18 protein-coding genes and 3 pseudogenes are annotated in these 21,320 nt (G+C 64.3%); 8 read left to right on the top strand and 13 right to left on the bottom strand.

Annotation, left to right across the window (positions count from 1 at the left end; all coding sequences use genetic code 11):
- Positions 1-6: 6 nt before the first annotated feature.
- Positions 7-237 (bottom strand): annotated as a pseudogene (locus tag IVA80_RS03800) (alkanesulfonate monooxygenase); the annotation flags it as partial.
- On the opposite strand from IVA80_RS03800, the pseudogene IVA80_RS03795 reads away from it, so the two are divergent.
- Positions 237-977 (top strand): annotated as a pseudogene (locus IVA80_RS03795) (aliphatic sulfonate ABC transporter substrate-binding protein); the annotation flags it as partial. The pseudogenes IVA80_RS03800 and IVA80_RS03795 overlap by 1 nt on opposite strands.
- 130 nt (positions 978-1,107) lie before the next feature.
- On the opposite strand, the gene IVA80_RS03790 reads toward IVA80_RS03795, so the two are convergent.
- Positions 1,108-1,545, bottom strand: coding sequence for a hypothetical protein (locus tag IVA80_RS03790; protein ID WP_247425729.1), 438 nt, complete (start codon positions 1,543-1,545; stop codon positions 1,108-1,110).
- A 361-nt stretch (positions 1,546-1,906) separates the two neighbouring features.
- Between IVA80_RS03790 and glgC the strand changes: the two genes are divergently transcribed.
- From glgC to IVA80_RS03775, 3 genes are all read left to right on the top strand, one after another.
- Entirely contained in the window at positions 1,907-3,169 is a 1,263-nt protein-coding gene (gene glgC, locus IVA80_RS03785; RefSeq protein ID WP_247425728.1) for a glucose-1-phosphate adenylyltransferase, read from the top strand.
- Positions 3,166-4,623, top strand: coding sequence for a glycogen synthase GlgA (gene glgA / locus IVA80_RS03780; RefSeq protein ID WP_247425727.1), 1,458 nt, complete (start codon positions 3,166-3,168; stop codon positions 4,621-4,623). Before glgC ends, glgA begins: the two co-directional genes overlap by 4 nt.
- 116 nt (positions 4,624-4,739) lie before the next feature.
- The gene (locus IVA80_RS03775; RefSeq protein ID WP_247425725.1) at positions 4,740-5,000 is read left to right on the top strand and encodes a SemiSWEET transporter; all 261 of its coding nucleotides are present in this window, start codon (positions 4,740-4,742) and stop codon (positions 4,998-5,000) included.
- Between the two features lie 70 nt (positions 5,001-5,070).
- Here the strand turns inward: IVA80_RS03775 and IVA80_RS38525 are convergent.
- Positions 5,071-5,204: pseudogene (locus IVA80_RS38525) on the bottom strand (dioxygenase); the annotation flags it as partial.
- Between the two features lie 91 nt (positions 5,205-5,295).
- Between IVA80_RS38525 and IVA80_RS03770 the strand changes: the two are divergent.
- A complete protein-coding gene (locus IVA80_RS03770) occupies positions 5,296-5,475 on the top strand; it encodes a hypothetical protein (protein ID WP_247425723.1) in 180 nt (59 codons plus the stop codon).
- A gap of 17 nt (positions 5,476-5,492) precedes the next feature.
- On the opposite strand, the gene IVA80_RS03765 is transcribed toward IVA80_RS03770, so the two are convergent.
- Both IVA80_RS03765 and IVA80_RS03760 read right to left on the bottom strand, forming a co-directional pair.
- Positions 5,493-6,953, bottom strand: coding sequence for a carboxylesterase family protein (locus IVA80_RS03765; protein WP_247425722.1), 1,461 nt, complete (start codon positions 6,951-6,953; stop codon positions 5,493-5,495).
- Between the two features lie 313 nt (positions 6,954-7,266).
- The gene (locus IVA80_RS03760) at positions 7,267-7,476 is read right to left on the bottom strand and encodes a hypothetical protein (RefSeq protein WP_247425721.1); all 210 of its coding nucleotides are present in this window, start codon (positions 7,474-7,476) and stop codon (positions 7,267-7,269) included.
- A 221-nt stretch (positions 7,477-7,697) separates the two neighbouring features.
- Here IVA80_RS03760 and IVA80_RS03755 point away from each other — a divergent pair, with 221 nt between their 5' ends.
- From IVA80_RS03755 to IVA80_RS03745, 3 genes are all read left to right on the top strand, one after another.
- Positions 7,698-10,388, top strand: a complete 2,691-nt coding sequence (locus IVA80_RS03755; RefSeq protein ID WP_247425720.1) for an alpha/beta hydrolase fold domain-containing protein — start codon at positions 7,698-7,700, stop codon at positions 10,386-10,388.
- 133 nt (positions 10,389-10,521) lie between these two features.
- Positions 10,522-10,794, top strand: coding sequence for a hypothetical protein (locus IVA80_RS03750; RefSeq protein WP_247425719.1), 273 nt, complete (start codon positions 10,522-10,524; stop codon positions 10,792-10,794).
- An 89-nt stretch (positions 10,795-10,883) separates the two neighbouring features.
- Positions 10,884-11,189, top strand: coding sequence for a hypothetical protein (locus IVA80_RS03745; RefSeq protein WP_247425718.1), 306 nt, complete (start codon positions 10,884-10,886; stop codon positions 11,187-11,189).
- Between the two features lie 87 nt (positions 11,190-11,276).
- Here IVA80_RS03745 and IVA80_RS03740 read toward each other — a convergent pair whose 3' ends face one another.
- From IVA80_RS03740 to IVA80_RS03705, 8 genes are all read right to left on the bottom strand, one after another.
- Positions 11,277-11,432: a hypothetical protein gene (locus IVA80_RS03740; RefSeq protein ID WP_247425717.1), complete on the bottom strand. Its 156-nt coding sequence runs from the start codon at positions 11,430-11,432 to the stop codon at positions 11,277-11,279.
- A gap of 122 nt (positions 11,433-11,554) precedes the next feature.
- A complete protein-coding gene (locus IVA80_RS03735; RefSeq protein WP_247425716.1) occupies positions 11,555-12,079 on the bottom strand; it encodes a septal ring lytic transglycosylase RlpA family protein in 525 nt (174 codons plus the stop codon).
- Between the two features lie 180 nt (positions 12,080-12,259).
- Positions 12,260-13,912: an NAD-dependent malic enzyme gene (locus IVA80_RS03730; RefSeq protein ID WP_346347957.1), complete on the bottom strand. Its 1,653-nt coding sequence runs from the start codon at positions 13,910-13,912 to the stop codon at positions 12,260-12,262.
- Positions 13,913-14,219: 307 nt separating this feature from the next.
- A complete protein-coding gene (locus tag IVA80_RS03725; RefSeq protein WP_247425715.1) occupies positions 14,220-15,218 on the bottom strand; it encodes a tripartite tricarboxylate transporter substrate-binding protein in 999 nt (332 codons plus the stop codon).
- Between the two features lie 100 nt (positions 15,219-15,318).
- Entirely contained in the window at positions 15,319-17,652 is a 2,334-nt protein-coding gene (locus IVA80_RS03720) for a mechanosensitive ion channel domain-containing protein (protein WP_247425713.1), read from the bottom strand.
- 881 nt (positions 17,653-18,533) lie between these two features.
- A complete protein-coding gene (locus IVA80_RS03715) occupies positions 18,534-19,451 on the bottom strand; it encodes a polyphosphate kinase 2 family protein (protein WP_247425710.1) in 918 nt (305 codons plus the stop codon).
- Positions 19,411-20,430 carry a branched-chain amino acid ABC transporter permease gene (locus tag IVA80_RS03710; protein ID WP_247425708.1) on the bottom strand — a complete coding sequence of 340 codons (1,020 nt, stop codon included), beginning with the start codon at positions 20,428-20,430 and terminating at the stop codon, positions 19,411-19,413. The genes IVA80_RS03715 and IVA80_RS03710 overlap by 41 nt, the downstream gene beginning before the upstream one ends.
- The gene (locus IVA80_RS03705; protein WP_247425706.1) at positions 20,427-21,308 is read right to left on the bottom strand and encodes a branched-chain amino acid ABC transporter permease; all 882 of its coding nucleotides are present in this window, start codon (positions 21,306-21,308) and stop codon (positions 20,427-20,429) included. Before IVA80_RS03705 ends, IVA80_RS03710 begins: the two co-directional genes overlap by 4 nt.
- Positions 21,309-21,320 lie beyond the last annotated feature (12 nt).

Raw genomic sequence — 21,320 nt, 5'->3', positions numbered from 1 at the left:
GCCGGATCATTCCGCCGCCTCGCCGCGAACGGCCTGTCGCTTGGCGATCAGCTCACGCGTCAGCGGGATCAGCTCGCGGCCATATTCGATGGCGTCGATCAGGGGGTCAAAGCCGCGGATCAGGAAATGACTGATGCCGAGATCGTAATAGTCGCCAAACACTTCGGCGACCTGCCCGGGCGTTCCGACCAATGCCGTGGTGTTGCTGTTGGCACCGGTGAGCTTTGCGATCTCGGTCCGCCGGTGCGCTCGACGTCGGCTATACGGGCGACCTCTCGTTCCTTTCGGTCTACGCCGCCGGCGCGCCGATCAAGGCGATCGGTGGCACCAGGTCGGATGCGAAGACGCAAGCGATCCTCGTGCGCCAGGATTCGCCGAGCAAGTCGGCCGCCGACCTCAAGAGCAAGCGCCTCGCCGGCACGCGCGGCGGCTGGGGCCAGTTCCTGATCGATGCGACGCTGGAGAAAGCCCAGATCAAGCTGGAGGACGCCACCTTCGCGCCGCTCGGCCCGGTCGATGCCAAGATCGCACTCGTTGCCGGCTCGATCGATGCCTGGGCGGTGTGGGAGCCCTACGTCTCGTTCGCGACGCTGAAGGACAAGGCCCGCGTGATCGCCGACGGTGAGGGCCTGACGCCGACCATCACCTTCATCGTGGCCTCCGACAACGCCATCGCCACCAAACGCGCGGCGGTGCAGGACCTCGTGCAGCGGCTGAACAAGGCGCGGCTGTGGTCGCTGGATCATCTCGGCGAGTACGCCAGGAGCACGGCCGAGCTGACCAAGCTGCCGGAAGACGTGCTGCTGTCGGCCTACACCGCGCAGCGCACCGGCCCGATCGTGATCGACGAGAAATTGGTGAAGGAGGTGCAGGAAGCCTCGGATCGCTCGACGCGCTACGGCATCCTGCCGAAGAAGCTCGATGTGAGCAAAACCGTCGACCGCAGCTTTACGGCTGCGGCCGCGGGATCGAACTAGGCGGAGACGGCGGGATGCGGAGGCTCCGCCTCGAGGCCGGCCCGCTGCATCTCGCCGCAATCGTGCTCGCGCATTTTGCCTGCATGAGCTTGATTGTCTGGCTCTCTTTCTAGTCTAGCGCGCGAGGCGCTCACCAATAGCCGCGGTAATAGGGCCGGTAATACGGCCGGTAGTAGCCGTAACGAGGGCCGTAATACGGACGGTAGGGCCGATAATATCGCGGATAGGCATAGGCCGGCCCGTAGCCATAATACGCCGGCGCATAGCCATAGCCGTAGCCGTAGCCCGGTCCTGGATATCCATAGCCGCCGTAGTACGGGCCGCCGCCGTAATAGCCATAAGGCGCGCTGCTGGCGATGGCGCCGCCGATGAGCGCGCCGGCCGCAAGAGCGCCGATGCCCCATCCGAAGCCTCGGCCGCGCCAATGCACTTGCGTGGTGTCATCGCCGGCCGCGGCTTTCATGGTCGCAACGTTGGTCGGCAGCGGGGCCGCTGCCGCCTGCTCGATTTGGCCGGCCATCACCGCGCCCGCCAGCGAACAGGCAATTGCCGTTTTCCAGATACTCATCGTCTTGCTCCCTGTTTGACGTTTTGCTTGGAAAAAGATCGCAAGGCCATGATCGGGCATCCTTGCGCCGAGTCAAAGTCTCCGAAAGTCAAAGCCTGCATTGCGTGCACCGCACAAGAAAGCCCGCGCATGCCTCAATTCGCGCATGCCTCAATTATGGTCAGGCCAACGCCAGCCCCGCGCGGATATGACACCGCAGCGACGAAGCCTGGGGCCGCAGACCACGGCAAAGCATTAAGCTTCCCGCGCGTTCGCAACCAACAACCACCTTCCCGATTTACTATTCGTGCCACTACTATCGGTTCCTATGCGCGGCGGCCGGGAGGCTTTTCGCGAAGCGCCAGAGTTATGGGAGGATGCCATGAGTGCCGCGAGACCCGAGCCGCTTGCCCGCCAGGCGTTGGCGTTCGTCCTGGCTGGCGGACGCGGCAGCCGGCTCCTGGAGTTGACCGATCGACGTGCCAAGCCCGCGGTCTATTTCGGCGGCAAGTCCCGCATCATCGATTTCGCGCTCTCGAACGCCGTGAACTCGGGCATCCGTCGCATCGCGGTTGCCACCCAGTACAAGGCGCACAGCCTGATCCGGCACCTTCAGATGGGTTGGAACTTCTTCCGTCCCGAGCGCAACGAGAGCTTCGACATCCTCCCCGCGAGCCAGCGCGTCTCCGAACACATGTGGTATGTCGGCACGGCCGATGCGGTCTACCAGAACATTGATATCATCGAATCCCACGCCTGCCGCTTCATCGTGGTTCTCGCCGGCGACCACGTCTATAAAATGGATTACGAGGTGATGCTGCGCCAGCATGTCGAGAGCGGCGCCGACGTCACCGTCGGCTGTCTGGAGATGCCGCGCGCGGAATCCATCGGCTTCGGCATCATGCATATCGACGAGAACGGCTGGATCAAGTCGTTCCTGGAGAAGCCCGCCGATCCGCCGCCGATGCCGGGCAAACCGGACGTCTCGCTCGCCAGCATGGGCATCTACGTGTTCAACGCGAAATTCCTGTTTGAGGAACTCAAGCGCGACGCCGAGGATCCGAACTCCAACCACGATTTCGGCAAGGACATCATCCCCTACCTGGTCAAGAACGGCCGCGCTATGGCGCACCAGTACTCGACCTCCTGCGTCCGCTCCGGAAGCGACCCGCGCGCCTACTGGCGCGACGTCGGCACGGTCGATGCTTATTGGGCCGCCAATATCGACCTCACCGACGTGGTACCCGAGCTCGATTTGTTCGAGAGCGCCTGGCCGATCTGGTCCTACTCGGAGATCACACCACCGGCAAAATTCGTCCACGACGAGGAGAGCCGGCGCGGCCAGGCCGTGAGCTCGCTGGTCTCGGGCGGTTGCATTATTTCCGGCGCCTCGCTGCGGCGCTCACTGCTGTTCACCGGCGTGCGCGTCAACTCCTACGCCAACGTCGAGAACGCCGTGATCATGCCCTACGTCAATGTCGGACGCGGCGCGCGGCTGAAGAACGTCGTGATCGACCGCGGCGTCGAGATTCCGGAAGGACTCGTCGTCGGCGAGGATCCCGAGTTCGACGCAAAGCGCTTCCGCACCACCGAGCAGGGCATTTCGCTCATCACCCAGCCGATGCTCGACAGGCTCAATACATGACGCCTGTTCGCGTCCTGGCGGTCGCCTCTGAGGTCTATCCCATCGTCAAGACAGGCGGCCTCGCGGATGTCGCCGGCGCGCTGCCGCTTGCGCTGAAGACGCATGGCGTCGAGATGCGCACGCTGATGCCGGGCTATCCCGACGTGATGCGGATGCTGGGGAGCGCCGACGAAATCCGGCGCTGGCCGGATTATTTCGGCGGACCCGGACGGCTTCTCGCGGGCTCGCATGACGGGCTCGATCTGTTCGTGCTCGACGTTCCCCATCTCTATGCGCGACCGGGCAACCCCTACGTCACGGCCGAGGGCGCCGACTGGCCCGACAATGGCGTGCGCTTTGCGGCACTGTCGCGCATCGCCGCCGATATCGGCCACGGCCTCGTCCCGGCTTTCGTGCCCGATGTCGTGCACGCCCATGACTGGCAGGCCGGGCTCGCGCCCGCCTATCTGCACTACGACAATCGGCCGCGGCCCGGCACCGTGATGACCATTCACAACATGGCCTATCAGGGCAAGTTCGCGCGCGAGCTGATCGGAGCGATCGGCCTGCCTTGGCACTCCTTCAACATCGACGCCCTCGAATATTTTGGTGGCGTCAGCTTTTTGAAGGCGGGCGTGCAATTCGCCGATCGCATCACCACGGTCTCGCCGACCTATGCGCAGGAGATCCAGAGCGACGAGGGCGGCATGGGGTTCGGCGGCCTGCTTCGCGCCCGTGCGGACGTGCTGAGCGGCATTCTCAACGGCATCGACATATCCGTGTGGAATCCGCAGGAAGATCCGCACATCGCCTACCGCTTCGGCGCGGAGGACCTTACGTTTCGGGCCGCGAACAAGGCGGTGCTTCAGCAGCAGTTCAATCTTAATTCCTCGGATGAGGTGCCATTGCTCGGCGTCATCAGCCGCCTGTCCTGGCAGAAGGGACTCGATCTCCTGCTGGAAGCCATTCCAACCATTTTGGGCGAAGGCATGCAGCTCGCGCTGCTCGGCAGCGGCGACCGCGATCTCCAGGACGGTTATCAGGCTGCCGCCCGCGCGAATCCCGGCCGGATCGGGGTCGTGATCGGCTACGACGAGATCCTTGCGCATCTGATCCAGGCCGGTTCGGACGCGCTCATCCTACCCTCGCGGTTCGAGCCGTGCGGGCTGACCCAGCTCTGCGCGCTGCGCTATGGCGCGGTGCCTATCGTCTCGCGCGTCGGCGGCCTCGAGGACACCATCGTCGATATCGGCGACGCCGACAAATCGGGCCACGATGCCACCGGCTTCAAGTTCGGCCCCGTGACAGCGGATGCCCTCGCCGGCGCGCTGCGCAAGGCCAACACCACCTTCCATGACAAGCTGACCTGGCGCCGGCTGCAATTGAGTGGTCTTGCGACCGACGTCTCCTGGCGCAACCGCGCCGGCGATTATGCCGCGCTCTATCGCGATCTCATGGCGGCGCGCCGGGCGTAGAGCGTTTTCGCGCGAAGTGGATACCGGTTCGCGAAATCTAGAGCCTCGTTCCGATTTCGTCGGAACGGAAAAGGCTCTAGCCATGACCACCGTCGAATCCATGCTATAGAGCCGGCATGGACCCGTTCTTGATCAAGCTGCTCGGCTTTGCTGCCGCAACCTGCACCACCGTCGCCTACGCGCCGCAGTTCATCAAGGTCTGGAAGACCCGCTCGGCCCGCGACATATCGCTCGGCATGTTCCTGGTCATGGTGCTCGGCCTGGCGCTCTGGCTCGTCTACGGCCTGCTCAGCGGCGACGCCCCGCTGGTCGCCGCCAACGCCGTCACCATGGTGCTCGCCGGCGGCATCTTGTTCATGAAGCTGAGATATGGGTGAGGTTGAAGCTGCGTAGGGCGGATTAGAGCCCGATGGTGGATTACGCTTCGCTAATCCACCCTGCGATTCATCAAAAAACATACGACGCCATCGCGACACTCGCGACCTCGTCGACGAAGACGCGGTGACCGACGTCGCTGCCGGCCGCGCCGGCGGCCACCTCAGCGGCAGCAGATGGTCCTCGCGCGGATGCGCAAGCCGCGCGCCGAACCCGTATGGTTAGCAAGCCGTTAACGATTTGCCGCCCACAATCCAGCCGTGGCCGAAGGAGTCGGCCAGAAGACAAGGTCGTAAGATGAAGAAGTTTGCGCTGGGGGACGTCGTCAACAGTGACAAGGGCCGCCGCGGCGTCGTCCGCGCCGCCTACAGGTCGAAGGACGGCCAGCAATTCTACGCTGTCGAGAAGGACGGCGCGATGGACTATCTCGAAGAAGGTCGGCTGAGCCCGGCGCCCCGCGTCGAACTCGCGGCGTAAATCCAACTCATCCTGCCCTAGCGCGCCAGCCGGTCGAGACGCTCCGTCCAGGGGTCGTCTCCGCTCGCGATGCGATCGTTCGTGATCAGCAGCAGGCGATCGCCGTCTGCGGCCGCATCCCAATGCGGCAGATCCGGGCCGTTGGGATTGCCACTCTTTGCAAAGTTGATCCAGTAACTGCGCATGCGGTTCGCGACCGCGCGATCCTCCCATGTGCGCAGTCCCGCGCCGGGTACGCCTTCCGCGCCGAAGATGAATTGCAATTCGCGCCCGTGCCCTTCGTCGGGATTTGTGCGCCGGGCCTCGCTCACGTAAGCGAAGCGATAGCGAAACGTAGGCGCACCGGTTGCGGCATGGAGGCGGGCAAGCAGTCTGACCGGCTCGGAGAAGACCTTGTCGGTGTAGAATTTGGCTCCGCGCTCCGATGGCCTCGCGATGTCCGGGTAGAGCTTGCGCAGCTCATCGCTGCTCGCGCCCGAGGACGCAAGCGTCTCCTTGATCTCCGGCTCGCCATCGAAACGCGTTTCGTCATCGTTCGAGCCGATGATGAGGGGGATGCGGCTTTCATGTCCCGCAGTAAATCCCGCGGCCACGTCTTCGCTCACCAGGATTCCGTCCATCGCCGGCGCGAAACTGCGTACGGATTTTGCGAGCAGGTTTTGTTCGGCAGCAAGCAGTCGCGCCGGCTCGGCGGCGCGCAAATCCGCCTCCTGCCCGAGCGCCGCCACGAATTGCCGGCCCATGGCCTCCGCCTCCTGCACCGAGCGCAGACGCGCGCGGCCGGGCAGCGATTGCAGAATGGCTTTGTGGAAGAGATCGCGCGATTGCGCGCACAGCATCAGCAGCGCGATCGACGTCGCACCTGCGCCGCTGCCGAACAGGGTGACGTTGCTTGGATCTCCGCCGAAGGCCGCGATGTTGTCGTGCACCCAATGCAGCGCCGCGATCTGGTCCATCAGGCCGTAATTGCCGGAGCCGCCTTCCGACAGCGCGGGATAGGCGAGCCAGCCGAGCACGCCGAGACGATAATTCACGGTGACCACGATCAGGCCGGCCTGCGCGAGCCTTGCACCGTCGAACAGCGGATCATTCGCGGTGCCGCTGGCGAATGCGCCACCATGGATGAACACCATCACCGGCAGCGGACCGTCGACCCCGAAGGGACGGAATACGTTGAGCGTGAGGCAGTCCTCGCTCGCACCCGGCAGCGCCGACTGAAGGCACGGCGGGCCGTACTCATAGGCGGTGCGCATCTCGGCGTTCTCGGCCGTTGCCTGCGGTGGGCGCCAGCGCAACGGGCCGATCGGCGCGGCCGCGTAGGCCAGCCCCTTGAAGGACGCCACCTCGCCCTCGACGGCGCCGAGCATCTGTCCTTCACGCGTCAGCGCGAACGGGAACTGTCCGACCGCCTGAGCGACGGCTGCAGCGCCGCAGCAAAGAAGCGAACAGGCCACAACGAGCGCAAACAACGACCGCATCTTGGGGGATCTCGATGCGCCAAAACATTCCCGAGAGGTTACGTCCACCGCCCACGAGGAGGCAAGCTGCGTCTTACCTCGCCCCGCCTGCGGCAGGGCTGACGCATATCATGTGAAGAAACAGGTGGCTGGAAGCTCGGCTGCGGCCATCCTTCGAGACGCCCGCCTATGGCGGGCCCTCAGGATGAGGGACGACTACGCGGCAGCAATTTCAACGGAGACCGATGCAGCCAAGCCTCATCCTGAGGAGACCGCGAAGCGGTCGTCTCGAAGGACGAGGCGCTCGCTCAGGTCCAGCCGAGATGTCATGTGACTAGCCGCGCTTGTCGATGATCTCCGCCAGCGCGCGGCGGGCGACGATGCCGAGCTCACCGAGCGTGGAGTGACCGGCCTGCGCCGCCTCGATCAGGCGCTCGGCGATGAACCTGCGGCTGTCGTGATCGCCGCCATGCGGCAATTGGCGACACGTCTCCTCCAGGACAACGTCCATGTTCGCTTTCGTCCGTTCACTCAACTCTATCATGACGCCCGGTCGGTACGCGTGGCTTCGAATCGCAGCATACACAGAAGGATGCGCCCTGATTAGTCCGGAGAATCCCGGCGATTGTGCATCGCGGTGCGTGTATCGCCGCAACCTTCGTGCGACCACGATGGCGCCGCAAGACTACCGAAGATTGCGCTTGTTCTGATGACAAGCGGCGCCTGCAGCGATAGCCTGCCGGCAAAACACACGGGAGGAATTCCATGCCTGACGCAATGGTCGCCGCACGCGAGTCCGAAGCGGCGAGTGGAACAGCCCACCAGGTCGACGTCGCCGTGGTCGGCGCCGGGTTTGCCGGCCTCTATCTTCTGCATCGCCTGCGCAAGGCCGGGCTCACGGCGGTCGCCATCGAGGAAGCCGGCGACGTCGGCGGCACCTGGTACTGGAACCGCTATCCCGGCGCGCGCTGCGATATCCAGACCATCGATTACAGCTACACGTTCGACCCGGAGCTCGACAAGGCCTGGACCTGGTCGGAGAAGTACGCGACCCAGCCCGAGATCCTGCGCTATCTCGGCTTCGTCGCCGACCGCTACGATCTGCGCCGCGACATCCGCTTCGAGACCAAGGTCACCGAAGCCACGTGGGACGAAGCGACAGAGCGCTGGCAGCTCACCACCAACAACGGCACGCCGGTCTCCTGCCGCCACTACATCATGGCCACAGGCTGCCTGTCCGCGCCGAAGCCGCCGGAGATCGACGGCGTCAAGGATTTTGGCGGCGAGGTCTATTTCACCGGCCGCTGGCCGCATGACGGCGTCAATCTGGCCGGCAAGCGCGTCGCCGTGATCGGCACGGGCTCATCGGCCATCCAGTCGATCCCGCTGATCGCGGAGCAGGCCGCGCACCTGACCGTGTTCCAGCGCACGCCGAATTTCGCGCTGCCGGCGCATAATGGCCCCTCGCCGTCCGATCGCCTGGATCTTTTCCAGAGCGACCGCGCGGCCTATCGCGAGCAGGCGCGCCAGTCGATGGCCGGCGTACCCTATCCGCAGCAGGTGGCCGTGAGCTGGCAGCTCAGCGACGCCGAGCGCCGGGCACGCTTCGAGGAGGCTTGGGGCAAGGGCGACCTCGTCTATATCCTCACGCAGCTGTGGGCCGACCAGGCTGTCGATGTCGGCGGCAACAAGCTGATATGTGACCTCATTCGCGAGAAGATCTCGGCGGCCGTGACGGATCCGGAGACGGCGGCCGCGCTGATGCCGCACGATCATCCGTTCGGCGCAAAGCGTCCCTGCCTCGATACCAATTACTATGCGACCTACAACCGGCCGAACGTCACGCTGGTCAATCTGCGCCAGGAGCCGATCAAGGCGATCACCGCGAGCGGCATCACAACGGCCAGGCGCAGCGTCGATGTCGACGTCATCGTGTTCGCGACCGGATTCGACGCCATGACCGGCGCGATCCGCGCCGTGCATCCGATCACCGGACGCGGCGGCAAGTCGCTGACCGATGTCTGGGCCCAAGGGCCGCAGACCTATCTCGGGCTCACGGTCGAGGGCTTCCCGAATTTCTTCATGATCACCGGCCCCGGCAGCCCGTCGGTGCTGTCGAACATGGCGGTGTCGATCGAGCAGCATGTCGACTGGGTCGTCGATCGCCTCGCCGCGCTGCGCGATGCCGGCTTCACCACGATCGAGCCGACCGAGACGGCGCAGGCGGGCTGGGGCCGGCACATGGCCGACTGCTCGATGCTGACGCTGCACCGGCTCGCCAACACCTGGTACACCGGCGCCAACGTGCCGGGCAAGATTCAGGGACTGATGCCCTATACCGGCGGCGTCGGCCCCTATCGCAGCATCTGCGACGAGGTCACGAGCCGCGGCATGCTCGGCTTCAAGCTGACCGGCCCCAACGTTGGGGTGCAATGCAATGACGGCGAGGTCGTGCGGCTGCAGCCGGATGTGCGGCTGGTGCTGAACCTGCTCGCGCAGCTGAACCTGCCGCCGATCGAATCGATGGGCGCGCTCGGCGCACGCGCCTTCGTCGACGAGTTCAACAAGGGCCGCCCCGCGGGACGGCCGATCGGCGACATCGGCGACGGCACGCTGCCCGGCACCGACGGCCCGTTGCCGTACCGCGTTTACCGACCGGCGGCACCGGGCCCCCATCCGGTCGTGGTCTATTTCCACGGCGGCGGCTGGGTACTCGGCGACGAGCAGTCGGACGATCCGTTCTGCCGCGACATGGTGCGGCGAACCGGCATGATGTTCGTCAGTGTCGGCTATCGCCACGCGCCGGAGCATCGCTTCCCGACGGCGGCCGAGGACGGCTATGCGGCAACGCGCTGGATCGCCGAACACCTGGCCGAGCTTGGCGGCAAGCCGGGTCCGGTGCTGGTCGCAGGCTGGAGCGCCGGCGGCAACATCGCCGCCGTCACCTGTCAGCTTGCGCGCGACCGCGGCGGACCGGAGATCGCCGGCCAGCTCCTGGTGTGCCCGGTCACCGACTGCACCTTCGACCGGCCCTCCTACAACGACAATGCGACCGGCTATTTCCTGACGCGCTCGCTGATGTACTGGTTCTGGGACCTCTACTGCTCACCGGCCGACCGCACCGATCCGCGCGTCTCGCCGCTGCGCGGCAACGTCGCAGGCCTGCCGCCGGCCTTCGTCGTCACCTGTGAATTCGATCCGTTGCGCGACGAGGGCATCGCCTATGCCGAGGCAATGGCGGCCGCCGGTGTCCCCGTCGAGCAGCTCAGGGGGCGCGGCCATTTCCACTCGTCGTTTGCGATGGTGGACGTGGTGATCACCGGCGCCGCGGGCCGGGTGCAGATGGCCGAAGCCATGCGACGCTTCGCCGGGCTTCCCCCGCAGGTCGGCCGCGGCGATGAGGAGAGCCACGGTGATACCATCCCGGGGCACAGAATCGCGGCGGCCGCGAGCTGATGGCGGCAAGGCAGCCGGGAACCTTTTTCCGGCTGCTGCGTTGGGCCGCTTGTGGCATTGAGATGCAGCGATAGGTGTGGGCCCCGGCACGCAAGTTTGCGTGCTGGGGCACTTTTTTGCGTGAGGCGAGGCGATGGGGGACGTGGTTGCGCATTCAAAGGTCGATTTCGGTGCACTCGCGGCCCTGCATAAATGGCCGTCGCTTGCGAACCAGCGCCGACCGGACAGAGCCTCTTACCAGGTGAGTGAGGGCACGCTCGACGAGTGCATCTCCGCGTTCATGGCGAAGCCGTCGACAACCAGGCATCTCTATGAGATCCGCACGGCGGCGCAACCGCCGCTGGTGACGGACATCCTCTCGCCCGATCACATCGCCGAACTATCGCGGCTGAGAGAATTCCTCTGATGGCCTGCAGAAGCACTGATTGAGCGCAGGAACCTTTTTCCGGTTTTTCCCGTTATCTGAGATCGGAAGTCCAGGCGTGAGTGCCACACATGCTTGAATCTGGCGTGCCATCCCCGGTCGTTCCCTATGGCGCAGATCAGACCTTGTTCGTGGTGATCGATCGCGTCGACGAGGCCACCGAAATCCGCGTCGAACGGAGCGATCTCGAAGCCACGATCGGCGAGCTTGTCGCCGGCTGCTTCAATGACCCCATCAAGGTGATTTCATTCAACACGCTCGAGCATTGGATGAAGGACATCTCGACTGATGTGGCCGGCGAGATCCAGGCGCGCTGCGATATCGACGGCCTGACGCTGCCCGATTATCTCAGCGACTTCGTCGAAAGCCATAGCTGAGCGCGCGTTGCTTCAATGGCGCAGACCGCTTCAATGAAGCAGACAAGGAAGCGAGGGCGAATGCGTCCAGTGCATGGTATGTGAGGATCAGGCGCGCCGGTACTTGCCGGCGAAGACCTCGATTTCACGGCGGCGTTCGCCAGCGAAGGTCAGGAGCTTTTCGATCGTCAGTGTATCCGTGATCCGTTTGGCGAGCCGCTCGGCGCGCGCGGCCTGATCTTCGAGATACTGGATCGTGTTCAAACGCCGCCTCCCCAACCCGATTACGAGCCCGATTTGGAGCCCCGACCCGTTGGAGACCCATTGTGCGCGATGGGCAGCTAACAGCCGGTTAAGCGCGACGCCTGCCGTCGGTGAATCGCGCCTTATCGCACGACGTCGAGCCTGACATTGGTGATGCCCTTGTCGACCATGCCGAGCGCCTCGGCCGCGGAGGGAGAGACGTCGACCACGCGTCCGCGAACATAGGGCCCGCGATCGTTGACCCGGACGGTTACGAAGCGACCGGAGGACACGTCGGTGACGCGCAGCTTTGTGCCGAACGGCAGGCTGGGATGCGCCGCGGTCAATTCGTACTTGTCGAACTTCTCGCCGCTCGCAGTCTCCGTATCCGAATAGAAGCTGGCAACGCCGTGCGAGGCGGTTTGCTTGGTATCGCTCGTGTCGGCCCGGATGCGCGCCCGGCTGATGGGCCGCGGATGCAGCGCCGCCACCCTGTGCGGCCGCTCGACGGCAGCCTGCCGGCTGGTGCCGGCCAGATCGGCCTTCTGGCGGCCGACCGGAGATTGTGCGCACGCGGCGAGCGAGGCGGCACCGATGATGGCGAGCAGCAGCCTGCCCGAGGCTGCGAGGGAAATCCGGGCACTGTCGGCACGTGCAAAGCAAGACATGATACGCCCTCCGAACGGCCGGAGTTTCGGTGGGCAATGAGGGCAGAACCTTGTCGGAACAAAAGCGGACCCGAGGCCAGAGTCGGTTTCGCACGGGCTGTGATGATTCCATCACAGTCGCGTATCCTGAATCGAGGCAGACCCGCGACAACCGCACCGTCCTGAGTTCGGCACCGCGTCCTAATATTTCGGCTCGTACATCTGCGACTGAACCAGGTCCTTCACGTCGTTGGGCGCGGGCCCGTCCGCGAGCCCGCGCTGGAAGGCGACGTCGGCGACGGCGGCCGCGATCCGGACGGAGACCTCACGGATGCGGGGCAGCGCCGGATAGAGGCTGCCCTGCGCGAGGTCCTCCTTGCCGACGCAATCGGCAAGCGTATGGGCGGCCGCCATGAACATCTCGTCCGTGACGAGGCGCGAACGGCTGGCGATGACGCCGAGGCCGACGCCGGGGAAGATATAGGAGTTGTTGCCCTGGCGGGGCACGAAGGTGCGGCCGTTGAGCTTCACCGGATCGTAGGGACTGCCGCAGGCGAACAACGCACGGCCCTCTGTATAGCGGTAGGCATCCTCGGCCGAGCATTCGGCCTTCGAGGTCGGGTTGGAGAGCGCGAACACGATCGGCTGCTCGTTGAGCGCGGCCATCGCCTTGAGCACGTCAGGCGTGAAGGCGCCGCCGACCGCAGCGACGCCGATGATCGCGGTCGGCTTCAGCGTCTTGATCGCGGTGAGGAAATCGGCGATCGGCGCCTGGTCGGTATGGGCATAGCGCAGCTTGTGACCGGAGAGGCCTTCACGGCCGCTGACGACGAGGCCGCGGGAATCCACCAGCCAATTGCTGCGGAGCGCCTCGGCCTCAGAGGCGCCCTCCGCCATCATGGCGGACGTCACGAGATCGGCGATGCCGGTCGCGGCCTCGCCCGCGCCGAGGAACAGGATTCGCTGATCCCTCAGCTTGCCGCCGTTGACGCGCAGCGCCGAGAACAGCCCGGCGAGCGCCACGGCCGCAGTGCCCTGGATGTCGTCGTTGAAGACGCAGGCTTCGTCGCGATATTTATGCAGCAGCTTGAACGCGGAGTGATTGGCGAAATCCTCGAACTGAATCAGCACGCCCGGAAACGTTTTGCGCGCGGCGACCATGAATTCATCGACGAAGCTGTCATAGGCCTCGCCCGTGAGCCTCCGCTCGCACAGGCCGAGATAATAGGGATCGTTCAAGAGCTCCTCGTTATTGGTGCCGACGTCGAGCACGATCGGCAGACATAGCTCGGGATGCACGCCGGCGCAGGCCGAGTAGAGCGAGAGCTTGCCGACCGGAATGCCCATGCCGTTGGCGCCGAGATCGCCGAGACCGAGGATGCGCTCGCCATCGGTCACGACGATGAGCTTTGCGGGATAGGGCCAGTTTTCCAGGATCGCCGCGATCTGGCCGCGGTCGCGCGATGAGATGAACATGCCGCGCGGCCGCTGGAAGATCAGGCCGTATTTCTGGCAGGCGAGCCCGACCGTCGGCGTGTAGATGATCGGCTGGATCTCGTCGATATTGTCGACGACGACGCGGAAGAACAGCGCCTCGTTGCGGTCATGCAGCGCATTCAGCGCGACGTATTTTTCCAGATCCGTCGGCAATGTGCGCAGATTGACGAGCACGCGCTCGACCTGCGTCTCCATCGTCAGCACGCAAGGCGGCAGCAGGCCGCGCAAGCCGAGCTCGTGGCGCTCCTGCGCGGTGAAGGCGGTGCCCTTGTTCAGCAAGGGATCGCGCAGCAGAGTCATGCCGTGCGTGGATTCGGGTGATGTCGAATGGGCGTTGACCCAAGCAGGTCTATTCACGAATTCCCCCGGGGAGTTTCTTATTGAACCGCAAACATTGTCGGCCAGCGCTCACCTGAGATCAAGGACGTAGAGACTCAGGCATCGATTGTGATCTCGCACCGCAGCGAAATTTTCGCGTGCGATGAAGGGTTAACGCCGTAAGGCTCCCGCTCCTCATGGAGAGGAGCGCGTCTTCGCGCGTCTCCGGACGATGCTTTGCATCGCCGGGCGAACCATGAGGCCCTGCTCTCGCCCGCGGCGCATCCTCCGAGACGCCCGCTTCGCGGGCCTCAGGATGAGGAAGAGTGCGTGTGAGAGAGCAAACCTACTCAGGCTTGATGTCGGCGGCCTTCACGATCGGCCACCACTTCTCGGTCTCTGCCTTCTGGAATGCGCCGAGCGCCGAAGGCGATTGCTGGTCGGCAGGCGGAATCTCCTGCCCCAATTCGGCGAAGCGCTGCTTGACGGAGGGATCGGCGAGCGCGGCGACGATGGCGGCGTTGAGCTTCGTGACGATCTCCTTCGGCGTGTTCTTCGGTGCCCAGATGCCGTGCCAGTAGGAGATGTAGAGGCCGGGCAGGCCTGCCTCGTCAACGGTCGGGATATCAGGCGCGGAGGCAAGCCGCGTCGGCGAGGTCACTGCGAACGCCTTGATCGCGCCGTTCTTGTGTTGCGGCAGCGAATTCGAGGCCTGGTCGAACATGATGTCGATCTGGCCTGCGACGAGATCAATCATGGCGGGTCCGGCGCCGCGATAAGGCACGAACTGGAAATCGGTGCCGGTCTTTTCCTTGAAGAAGACGCCGGCGACGTGTGCACCCGTGCCGGCACCAGCTGTGCCAGCAGTCGCCTTGCCGGGATTGGCCTTCAGCCACGCAATCATCTCTTTCAGATTGTTGGCCTGGAGCGACTTCCGGCCGACGATGAGCTGCGTTCCCATCGCGATCGTCGCGACCGGTTCGAAATCGGCGATCACATCATAGGGCAGTTTGAAGACCGCGCCGTTCAGCACATGCGTACCCCAATGGCCGATCGTGATCGCAGTGCCGTCAGGGGCCGCGCGCGCGACGCGAGCACCGGCGATGCTGCCGGAGGCGCCGGCCACGTTCTCGACCACGACGGTCGTGTGCAGCTGAGCGGCGATCCGCTCGGACAGGATCCGCGCCAGCGTGTCGGTCGGGCCGCCCGCGGCAAACGGCACCACGAGGGTGATGGGACGCGACGGGAACGGCTGGGCGCTGCCAGACGCGGTCCACGCCACACATCCAATCAACGCGCACACGACCATCACATGGCCGCGCAATCCGGCCCACAGCCCCCGCATTAGTCCCTCCCAGCCTTTTTACCGCCCGCATGTCGTCAGCGGGCCGGGGCCGGAGTGAACGCTGCCGGGCGGGCAGAGGCAAGCTGGAATATGCCGAGCGCTAACCAGCCGCCCGCCGCGGGGCCAGATTGGCAGCAGCGTCGGCGGGCGGTGCGATCTGCATCAGGATGGTCTGGACCGGGGATGCGACCTCGATGCCGTTCTGCTGGAAGCGCAGCTTCATGCGGCGGTTGAATTCGCGCTGGACCGGCCAGCGGCCGGTCTCGGTGCAGCGGATCTGGCCGACGATCGACACCATGGCACCATCGACCTTGTCGATGCCCCACAGTTCGAGGTCGCCGCGAATCGCCGCGCGAAACTCCGGCTCGCGGCGCATCTCGTCGACGATGTCCTTGAGAACCTGGCCGGCGCGGTCGGTGTCTTCCTTGTAGGCGACGTTGACGCTGACGGACGCATTGCCGGCGCCGCGGCTGGCGTTGGTGATGGTCGTGACCGCGCTGAACGGCACGATGTGCACTGCGCCGTCACCTGCGCGCAGACGAATGGTGCGGATCGAGACGTTCTCGACCACGCCTGAGACTCCCGAGACGCTGACTGAGTCGCCGACCTGGACCGTGTTCTCCAGCAGCAGGAACAGGCCGGTGATGAGATCCTGCACCAGCTTCTGTGAGCCGAAGCCGATGGCAATGCCGACGATGCCGGCACCCGCAAGCAGCGGCGCGACGTTGACCCCGATCTCGCTCAGCGCGGTGAGACCGACGACGGTCGCGATCAGACAGAGCAGTGCCGTCCGCAGCATCGGCTGGAAGGTGCGCAGGCGCGCGGCGCGAGCGTAATGTCCGTCGCGTGACAGCGTGTTGATCTGACGATCCAGCAGCGCGTTGCTGGCTTCCCAGATTGCTGCGGCAATGACGACGGCGATGCCGATCGTCGCCACGGCCGAGATCAGGCGGCTGCCGATCTGGCCGCCATAGAACCAGACGATGGCGTCGACGCCCCAGACTTCGAGCACGGCCACGAAGCCGATGAACGCGATCACGCCCGAGACGATCTTGCGCAGCAGCGGCAGATAGCGGTTGGCGCGGATCTCGAGGCCAGGAAAGCGCTGCAGGATTTCCGGCTTGATGCGGAAGCCGCGGTCGATCAGGCTCAGCGTCACCATGATGGCGACGCGCGTGATCAGCGCCACCACGACGGTGCCGACGAAATATTGCAGCAGCAGCGAATAGCCGTTGCGAATGTTGAGCGCCCAGACCGCCCACAGCGCGAGATCGAGCGCGATGGCGAGATAGTGCCAGCCGCCGGCAATGCGATTCCGCAGGCGGGCCGCGATGCCCTGCTTTTCAGCCGGCGCACGAATGGCGTCGGCAACCTGGCGGCGGCATTGCAGGATGATGACGACGACGAAGAGATGCACGACCAGCATCACCATGCGCAGCAGCGCCGCATAGCCGGCACGATGCAGGCCGAGCAGCAGCGCCACATTGGCGAAGGCGATTCCCGAGACGCCGACGCCGACGATGCGCCGCGCCCAGATCTCGATATAGGCCGCGGTTTCCGCCCGAACCGGGATCAGGCCAAACGGCCCCGCCAGCGCGCGGACGACGCAGATGAGCCCGCGCGAGAACGCGTAGGCATTGACGACGGCGAGGATCACGAGACGGACGGTCGCGGGATCGCCGATCTCTGTGCCGAGCAGTGCGGTTGCGACGCCGATGAAAACGAACACGGGCAGCAGTTCGAGCAGGAGACGACCGAGCACGAAGGGCAGCCGCAGCAACAGCTGCCAAGCGCGCGCCAGGCTATGGCGGCGCTTGTGCAGCTCAGGTTCGGGAGTGACATCGGCGACCGATGATGGCGGATCGGCAATGGGCAGTGCCCGCACCGGCAGGCGCGCAGTTTGTGGTACGCGTTCTTCCAGGAATGCGACCGGGCGCCGGATCACACGGAAGATGATCCACTCCGCCGCAATGGCGCAGCCGAGCACCAGCGCGAGCTTCCACGCGATCTCGATCAGGAGGTTGTAGGCGGCGGGATCGTTGGCGGTACGTACGATCCAGTAATAGAAGGTTGGGAAATGCGTCAGCGTCCGCGCCACGCTGGCGATTTCGCGCGAAATCTCGCCGATCTCTTCCGACACTGTGAGCAGGAGCTGCGCGCCGAGGCCGTCGGCCGAGAGCGGGATCGGCGATTTCTGCTCGGACGCGGAAGGCGCCGGCTGCTGCTGACCGGACGCATTCGCGATCACGCGCAACGTATCGATCATCTGCGCACGCTTTTTGTCGTCCTGGAGCGTCTCCAGTGCACGCTTGGCCTCGTCCGGCGACAGTGCGGCAGCACTGTTGGCGGCCGGCGGCTCGGCGCGGACGCTGGAAAGAGATGAGATCGCGAGGAAGAGTGCGGCGAGGAACGCCGGGGCAAGCTTATGCGACACGAGGATTCCCTGGAACGAAAAATGAATGCGCCGGCGGAGGCGGGACAGTCACCGCCGAAGCACTGCGTCATGTCGGATCGCAGCTATTCGCCCCGGCGCTGTGTCGGAAGTTGGCCAACGAGGCGACATTCTCTTGGCATTTGCCGCAGTGCAGGAATGGGAACCCTCGGCTCCGCGCAGACAAACATCGATCAATTGCGATGCGCACACAAAAGCTTTCCCGTCATTCCGGGAGTCGGCCCGGAATGACGGCGAGGAGGAGAAGAGAACCTGGATGTCAAAAGCACCTGTGATGTCGAAAACACCTATCGCGGCGGCCCCGTCACGGCCATCCGACATGATCGGTGTGATGCATCGGTGTGATGCAAAATACAGCGCCGGGAAGGTAGGGGCTTTGCCTCACTGATGCAGCCCGCTAAACCTTGACCCGGCGTGCCGTTCGCGGTTTCTGCCGCTATGCGATAGTCCGAACGAGCTCCATCGCACTTAACGCGGCTGGATCTGCGGAGGTGGTGTCATAGACCTCCCCTTGCTCATGAGGTTGACGCTATACGTCGCGTATTCGCGACTATCGGCATGCTCCTCCCGCGACACAAAACTGTCAAGCGGGATCAACGGCCCCAAAGATCACATTTGGAGGTGCGAGTTCCTGGACTGCGGCGCAAATTATCGGCTTGGTTTTGAGGAGCTTGGGCGATGATGACATCATGCCCCTGTTTTGCCCGACGGGTCAAACGGTTTCGTTAAATCCGTAACTGCGCGCGCTGGCCGTCAAGTCATTGATTTCGCTATCCGCGGCTACTGTGCATGGGGTTGTTTTCGCGTTTTTTGTGTGTGGCCATCCTGAAGCTCGCGGTCGAGCAAGGACGCGCAGCTTGGCGTCACCGCTTTCCCTTCCCTTCCTTCTCCAGCGCCTTGCGCACCTGCTTGAATTCGTCCAGCGAGGCCTTGTCGGCATGGGGGAAGCGCAAGTCGAGTTTTTCGAGCGCAGCATTGATCGCCGAGCCGATCACGATGCGCGCGAACCATTTGTGATCGGCGGGCACGACGTACCACGGCGCATGCGACGTCGCCGTATGATGGACGATGTCCTGATAGACCGCCTGGTAGCGCGGCCACAGCGCGCGCTCCTCGATGTCGCCCATGGAGAATTTCCACTGCTTGGACGGATCCTCCAGCCGGTCCAGGAAGCGCTGGCGCTGCTCATCCCTGGAGAGATTGAGGAAGAATTTCAGCACGATTGTGCCGTTGCGCGTCAGGTAACGCTCGAAGGCGGAGATGTCCTCGAACCGCTCTTTCCAGATGTTCTTGGTGACGAGCTTTGGCGGCAGCTTCTCCTTGGCGAGGATCTCCGGGTGCACGCGCGTCACCAGGCATTCCTCGTAATGGGAGCGATTGAAGATGCCGATATGGCCGCGCTCGGGCAGCGCGACCGCGTGTCGCCAGAGGAAATCGTGGTCGAGCTCCTTGCTGCTCGGCGCCTTGAAGGCATGGACTTCGCAGCCTTGCGGATTGATGCCCTCGAAGATCGCCTTGATCGCGGAATCCTTGCCGCCGGCGTCCATGGCCTGAAACACGATCAGCACCGACCAGCGATCCTGGGCGTAGAGCTTCTCCTGAAATTCGATCAGCCGCTTCTTGTTGGCGTCCAGAATCTCCTGCGCCTTTTCCTTGTCGAGATCGCCCTTCTCGTCGGTCTTGTAGTCCTTGAGATGAAACTTGCCCGATCCATCGTAGCGGAACGGCGTGACGTAGCGGTCAAGTTCCTGGGCGAGCGATTTGGACGGCTTCTTGCTCATGAGCGCGGGGCACCTTGCGTTGCGGCTTCAATTTGTCGAGCACGCTACCAAGGATACCCTTGGGAAGGAATATGATGAAAAGAACGAGCAGCACGCCGTAGACGAGATTGTCCCAGCCGACCGCCTTGGTGCCGAAGCCGATGCGCAGGGTTTCCGCGAGCAGAATCGTGATGACGGCGCCGAAGGTCGGGCCGAGCGAGACGAACAGGCCGCCGACGATGGCCGCGAACACCATCTGGAGCGATACCGCGATGCCGCTGACGGTGTCGGGTGTGATGAACATCTGGTACTGGCAGTAGATTGCGCCGGCGAGCGCCGTCATCACCGCACTGAGCAGCGTGATCTTCAGCTTCTCCGCGGTGACGTCGACGCCGGCGGCAGCCGCGGCATCCTCGTCCTCCGAGATCGCCTCCAGCGCATAGCGGGCCATGCTGCGGTCGACCCAGTGCCAGACCACAATGCCGAAAAGCCAGACCCCGAGCGCGATCAGATACCAGGTGATCTTGTCGTCGAATTGCAGCGCCAGCAGCTTGTTGCCCGACGCACGGTTCGGCGTATAGCCGAGCGAGCCGCCGGTGTAGTCGCGCGTCGCCGTGATGACCTGGAGCACGATGCCTGATAGTGCCAGTGTCACCAGCACGAAATAGTGTCCGGTGATGCGGAAGCGGAAACAGGGATAGCCGACGATCAGCGCCAGCACGCCGGCTGCGACCATGCCGACGGGAATGCCGATCCAGGGCGACCAGCCCAGGTGATTCCAGAGCAGCGCCGTGACATAAGCGCCGATCCCCATGAAGCCGCCATGGCCGAGCGAGACGAGGCCGAACCGCCCCATCATCGACCATGAGGTGTAGGCGAACGACCAGATCAGGATCAGCACCAGGATGTGCAGATGATAGGGATCGCGGTAGACGAAGGGCAGCGCGATCAACGCCGCAAGACCCATCGCCCATGCTGCAAGCCGGCCCTGCCCCATCATCGGCGCCTCGCAAGCAGGCCCGCGGGCCGGATGAACATCATGACGATGAAGAAGGCGAAGGCGAGCACGTAGCCCCATTCGAGATCGGAGAACAGGCCGCCGAGCGAGATGATCTCGGCGAACACAAAGGCAGCGATGAAGCCGCCGATGAAATTGCCGAGGCCCCCGAGCACGCAGATCAGGAAGGTGATCGGCCCGAACGACAGGCCGACGAAGGGGTGCACGTCATACTGCAGTACGAGAAGACAAGCCGCGAGCCCGGCCAGCGCACCGCCGAGCGCCGAGGTGACGAGATAGATCCTCTTCGTATCGACGCCCATCAGCGCCATGATCTGGCGGTCCTGCGAGATGGCGCGGATCGCGGTGCCGGTGAAGGTGCGGGTCATGAACAGATAGACCGCGACCATGCCGACCAGCGCCGCCAGGAACGACAGAAGTCGAGCGTAGCTGAAATTCATGTCGCCGAAGGCAAGCACCGGCAGGCGGATGCCGAGATTGCGGAAGTCGATGCCGAAGGCGACGGTGGCAAAGCTCTGGAGCACGAACAGCACCCCACCGGTCGCCAGCAGCTGGTTGATCGGCGGCGCGGTGAGCAACGGCGCTATCACGAGGTAGTGCAGCGCTGCGCCGAGGATCGCGACCAGCAGGATCGTGAGCGGCGCCGCGATGAAATAGCTGAGGCCATAGTACTGGACCATGAAATACATGGCGTACATGCCGATCATCACCAGCTCTGCGTAGCAGATCCAGGTCACGTCGATGACGCCGAAGATCAAATTGAGCCCGAGTGCCAGCAGCGCCAGCACGCCGCCGAGCAGGATGCCGTTGATCACGGCCTCCAGCAAATAGATGTCGAAAATGTCCAAAAAAGCTTGCATGCCTGCATGCCC

It is taken from the genome of Bradyrhizobium sp. 139, assembly GCF_023074175.1.
Classification (GTDB): domain Bacteria; phylum Pseudomonadota; class Alphaproteobacteria; order Rhizobiales; family Xanthobacteraceae; genus Bradyrhizobium.
This window is presented reverse-complemented; position numbering and strand designations above follow the sequence as displayed.

Coding starts and splice junctions, on each gene's coding strand:
- IVA80_RS03755 (WP_247425720.1), top strand. CDS start 7,698: ATGCCTGACGCAATGGTCGCCGCACGCGAGTCCGAAGCGGCGAGTGGA.
- IVA80_RS03705 (WP_247425706.1), bottom strand. CDS start 21,308: ATGCAAGCTTTTTTGGACATTTTCGACATCTATTTGCTGGAGGCCGTG.
- IVA80_RS03745 (WP_247425718.1), top strand. CDS start 10,884: ATGCTTGAATCTGGCGTGCCATCCCCGGTCGTTCCCTATGGCGCAGAT.
- IVA80_RS03770 (WP_247425723.1), top strand. CDS start 5,296: ATGAAGAAGTTTGCGCTGGGGGACGTCGTCAACAGTGACAAGGGCCGC.
- IVA80_RS03715 (WP_247425710.1), bottom strand. CDS start 19,451: ATGAGCAAGAAGCCGTCCAAATCGCTCGCCCAGGAACTTGACCGCTAC.
- IVA80_RS03760 (WP_247425721.1), bottom strand. CDS start 7,476: ATGATAGAGTTGAGTGAACGGACGAAAGCGAACATGGACGTTGTCCTG.
- IVA80_RS03750 (WP_247425719.1), top strand. CDS start 10,522: ATGGGGGACGTGGTTGCGCATTCAAAGGTCGATTTCGGTGCACTCGCG.
- IVA80_RS03710 (WP_247425708.1), bottom strand. CDS start 20,430: ATGATGGGGCAGGGCCGGCTTGCAGCATGGGCGATGGGTCTTGCGGCG.
- IVA80_RS03790 (WP_247425729.1), bottom strand. CDS start 1,545: ATGAGTATCTGGAAAACGGCAATTGCCTGTTCGCTGGCGGGCGCGGTG.
- glgA (WP_247425727.1), top strand. CDS start 3,166: ATGACGCCTGTTCGCGTCCTGGCGGTCGCCTCTGAGGTCTATCCCATC.
- IVA80_RS03735 (WP_247425716.1), bottom strand. CDS start 12,079: ATGTCTTGCTTTGCACGTGCCGACAGTGCCCGGATTTCCCTCGCAGCC.
- IVA80_RS03765 (WP_247425722.1), bottom strand. CDS start 6,953: ATGCGGTCGTTGTTTGCGCTCGTTGTGGCCTGTTCGCTTCTTTGCTGC.
- IVA80_RS03775 (WP_247425725.1), top strand. CDS start 4,740: ATGGACCCGTTCTTGATCAAGCTGCTCGGCTTTGCTGCCGCAACCTGC.
- IVA80_RS03725 (WP_247425715.1), bottom strand. CDS start 15,218: ATGCGGGGGCTGTGGGCCGGATTGCGCGGCCATGTGATGGTCGTGTGC.
- glgC (WP_247425728.1), top strand. CDS start 1,907: ATGAGTGCCGCGAGACCCGAGCCGCTTGCCCGCCAGGCGTTGGCGTTC.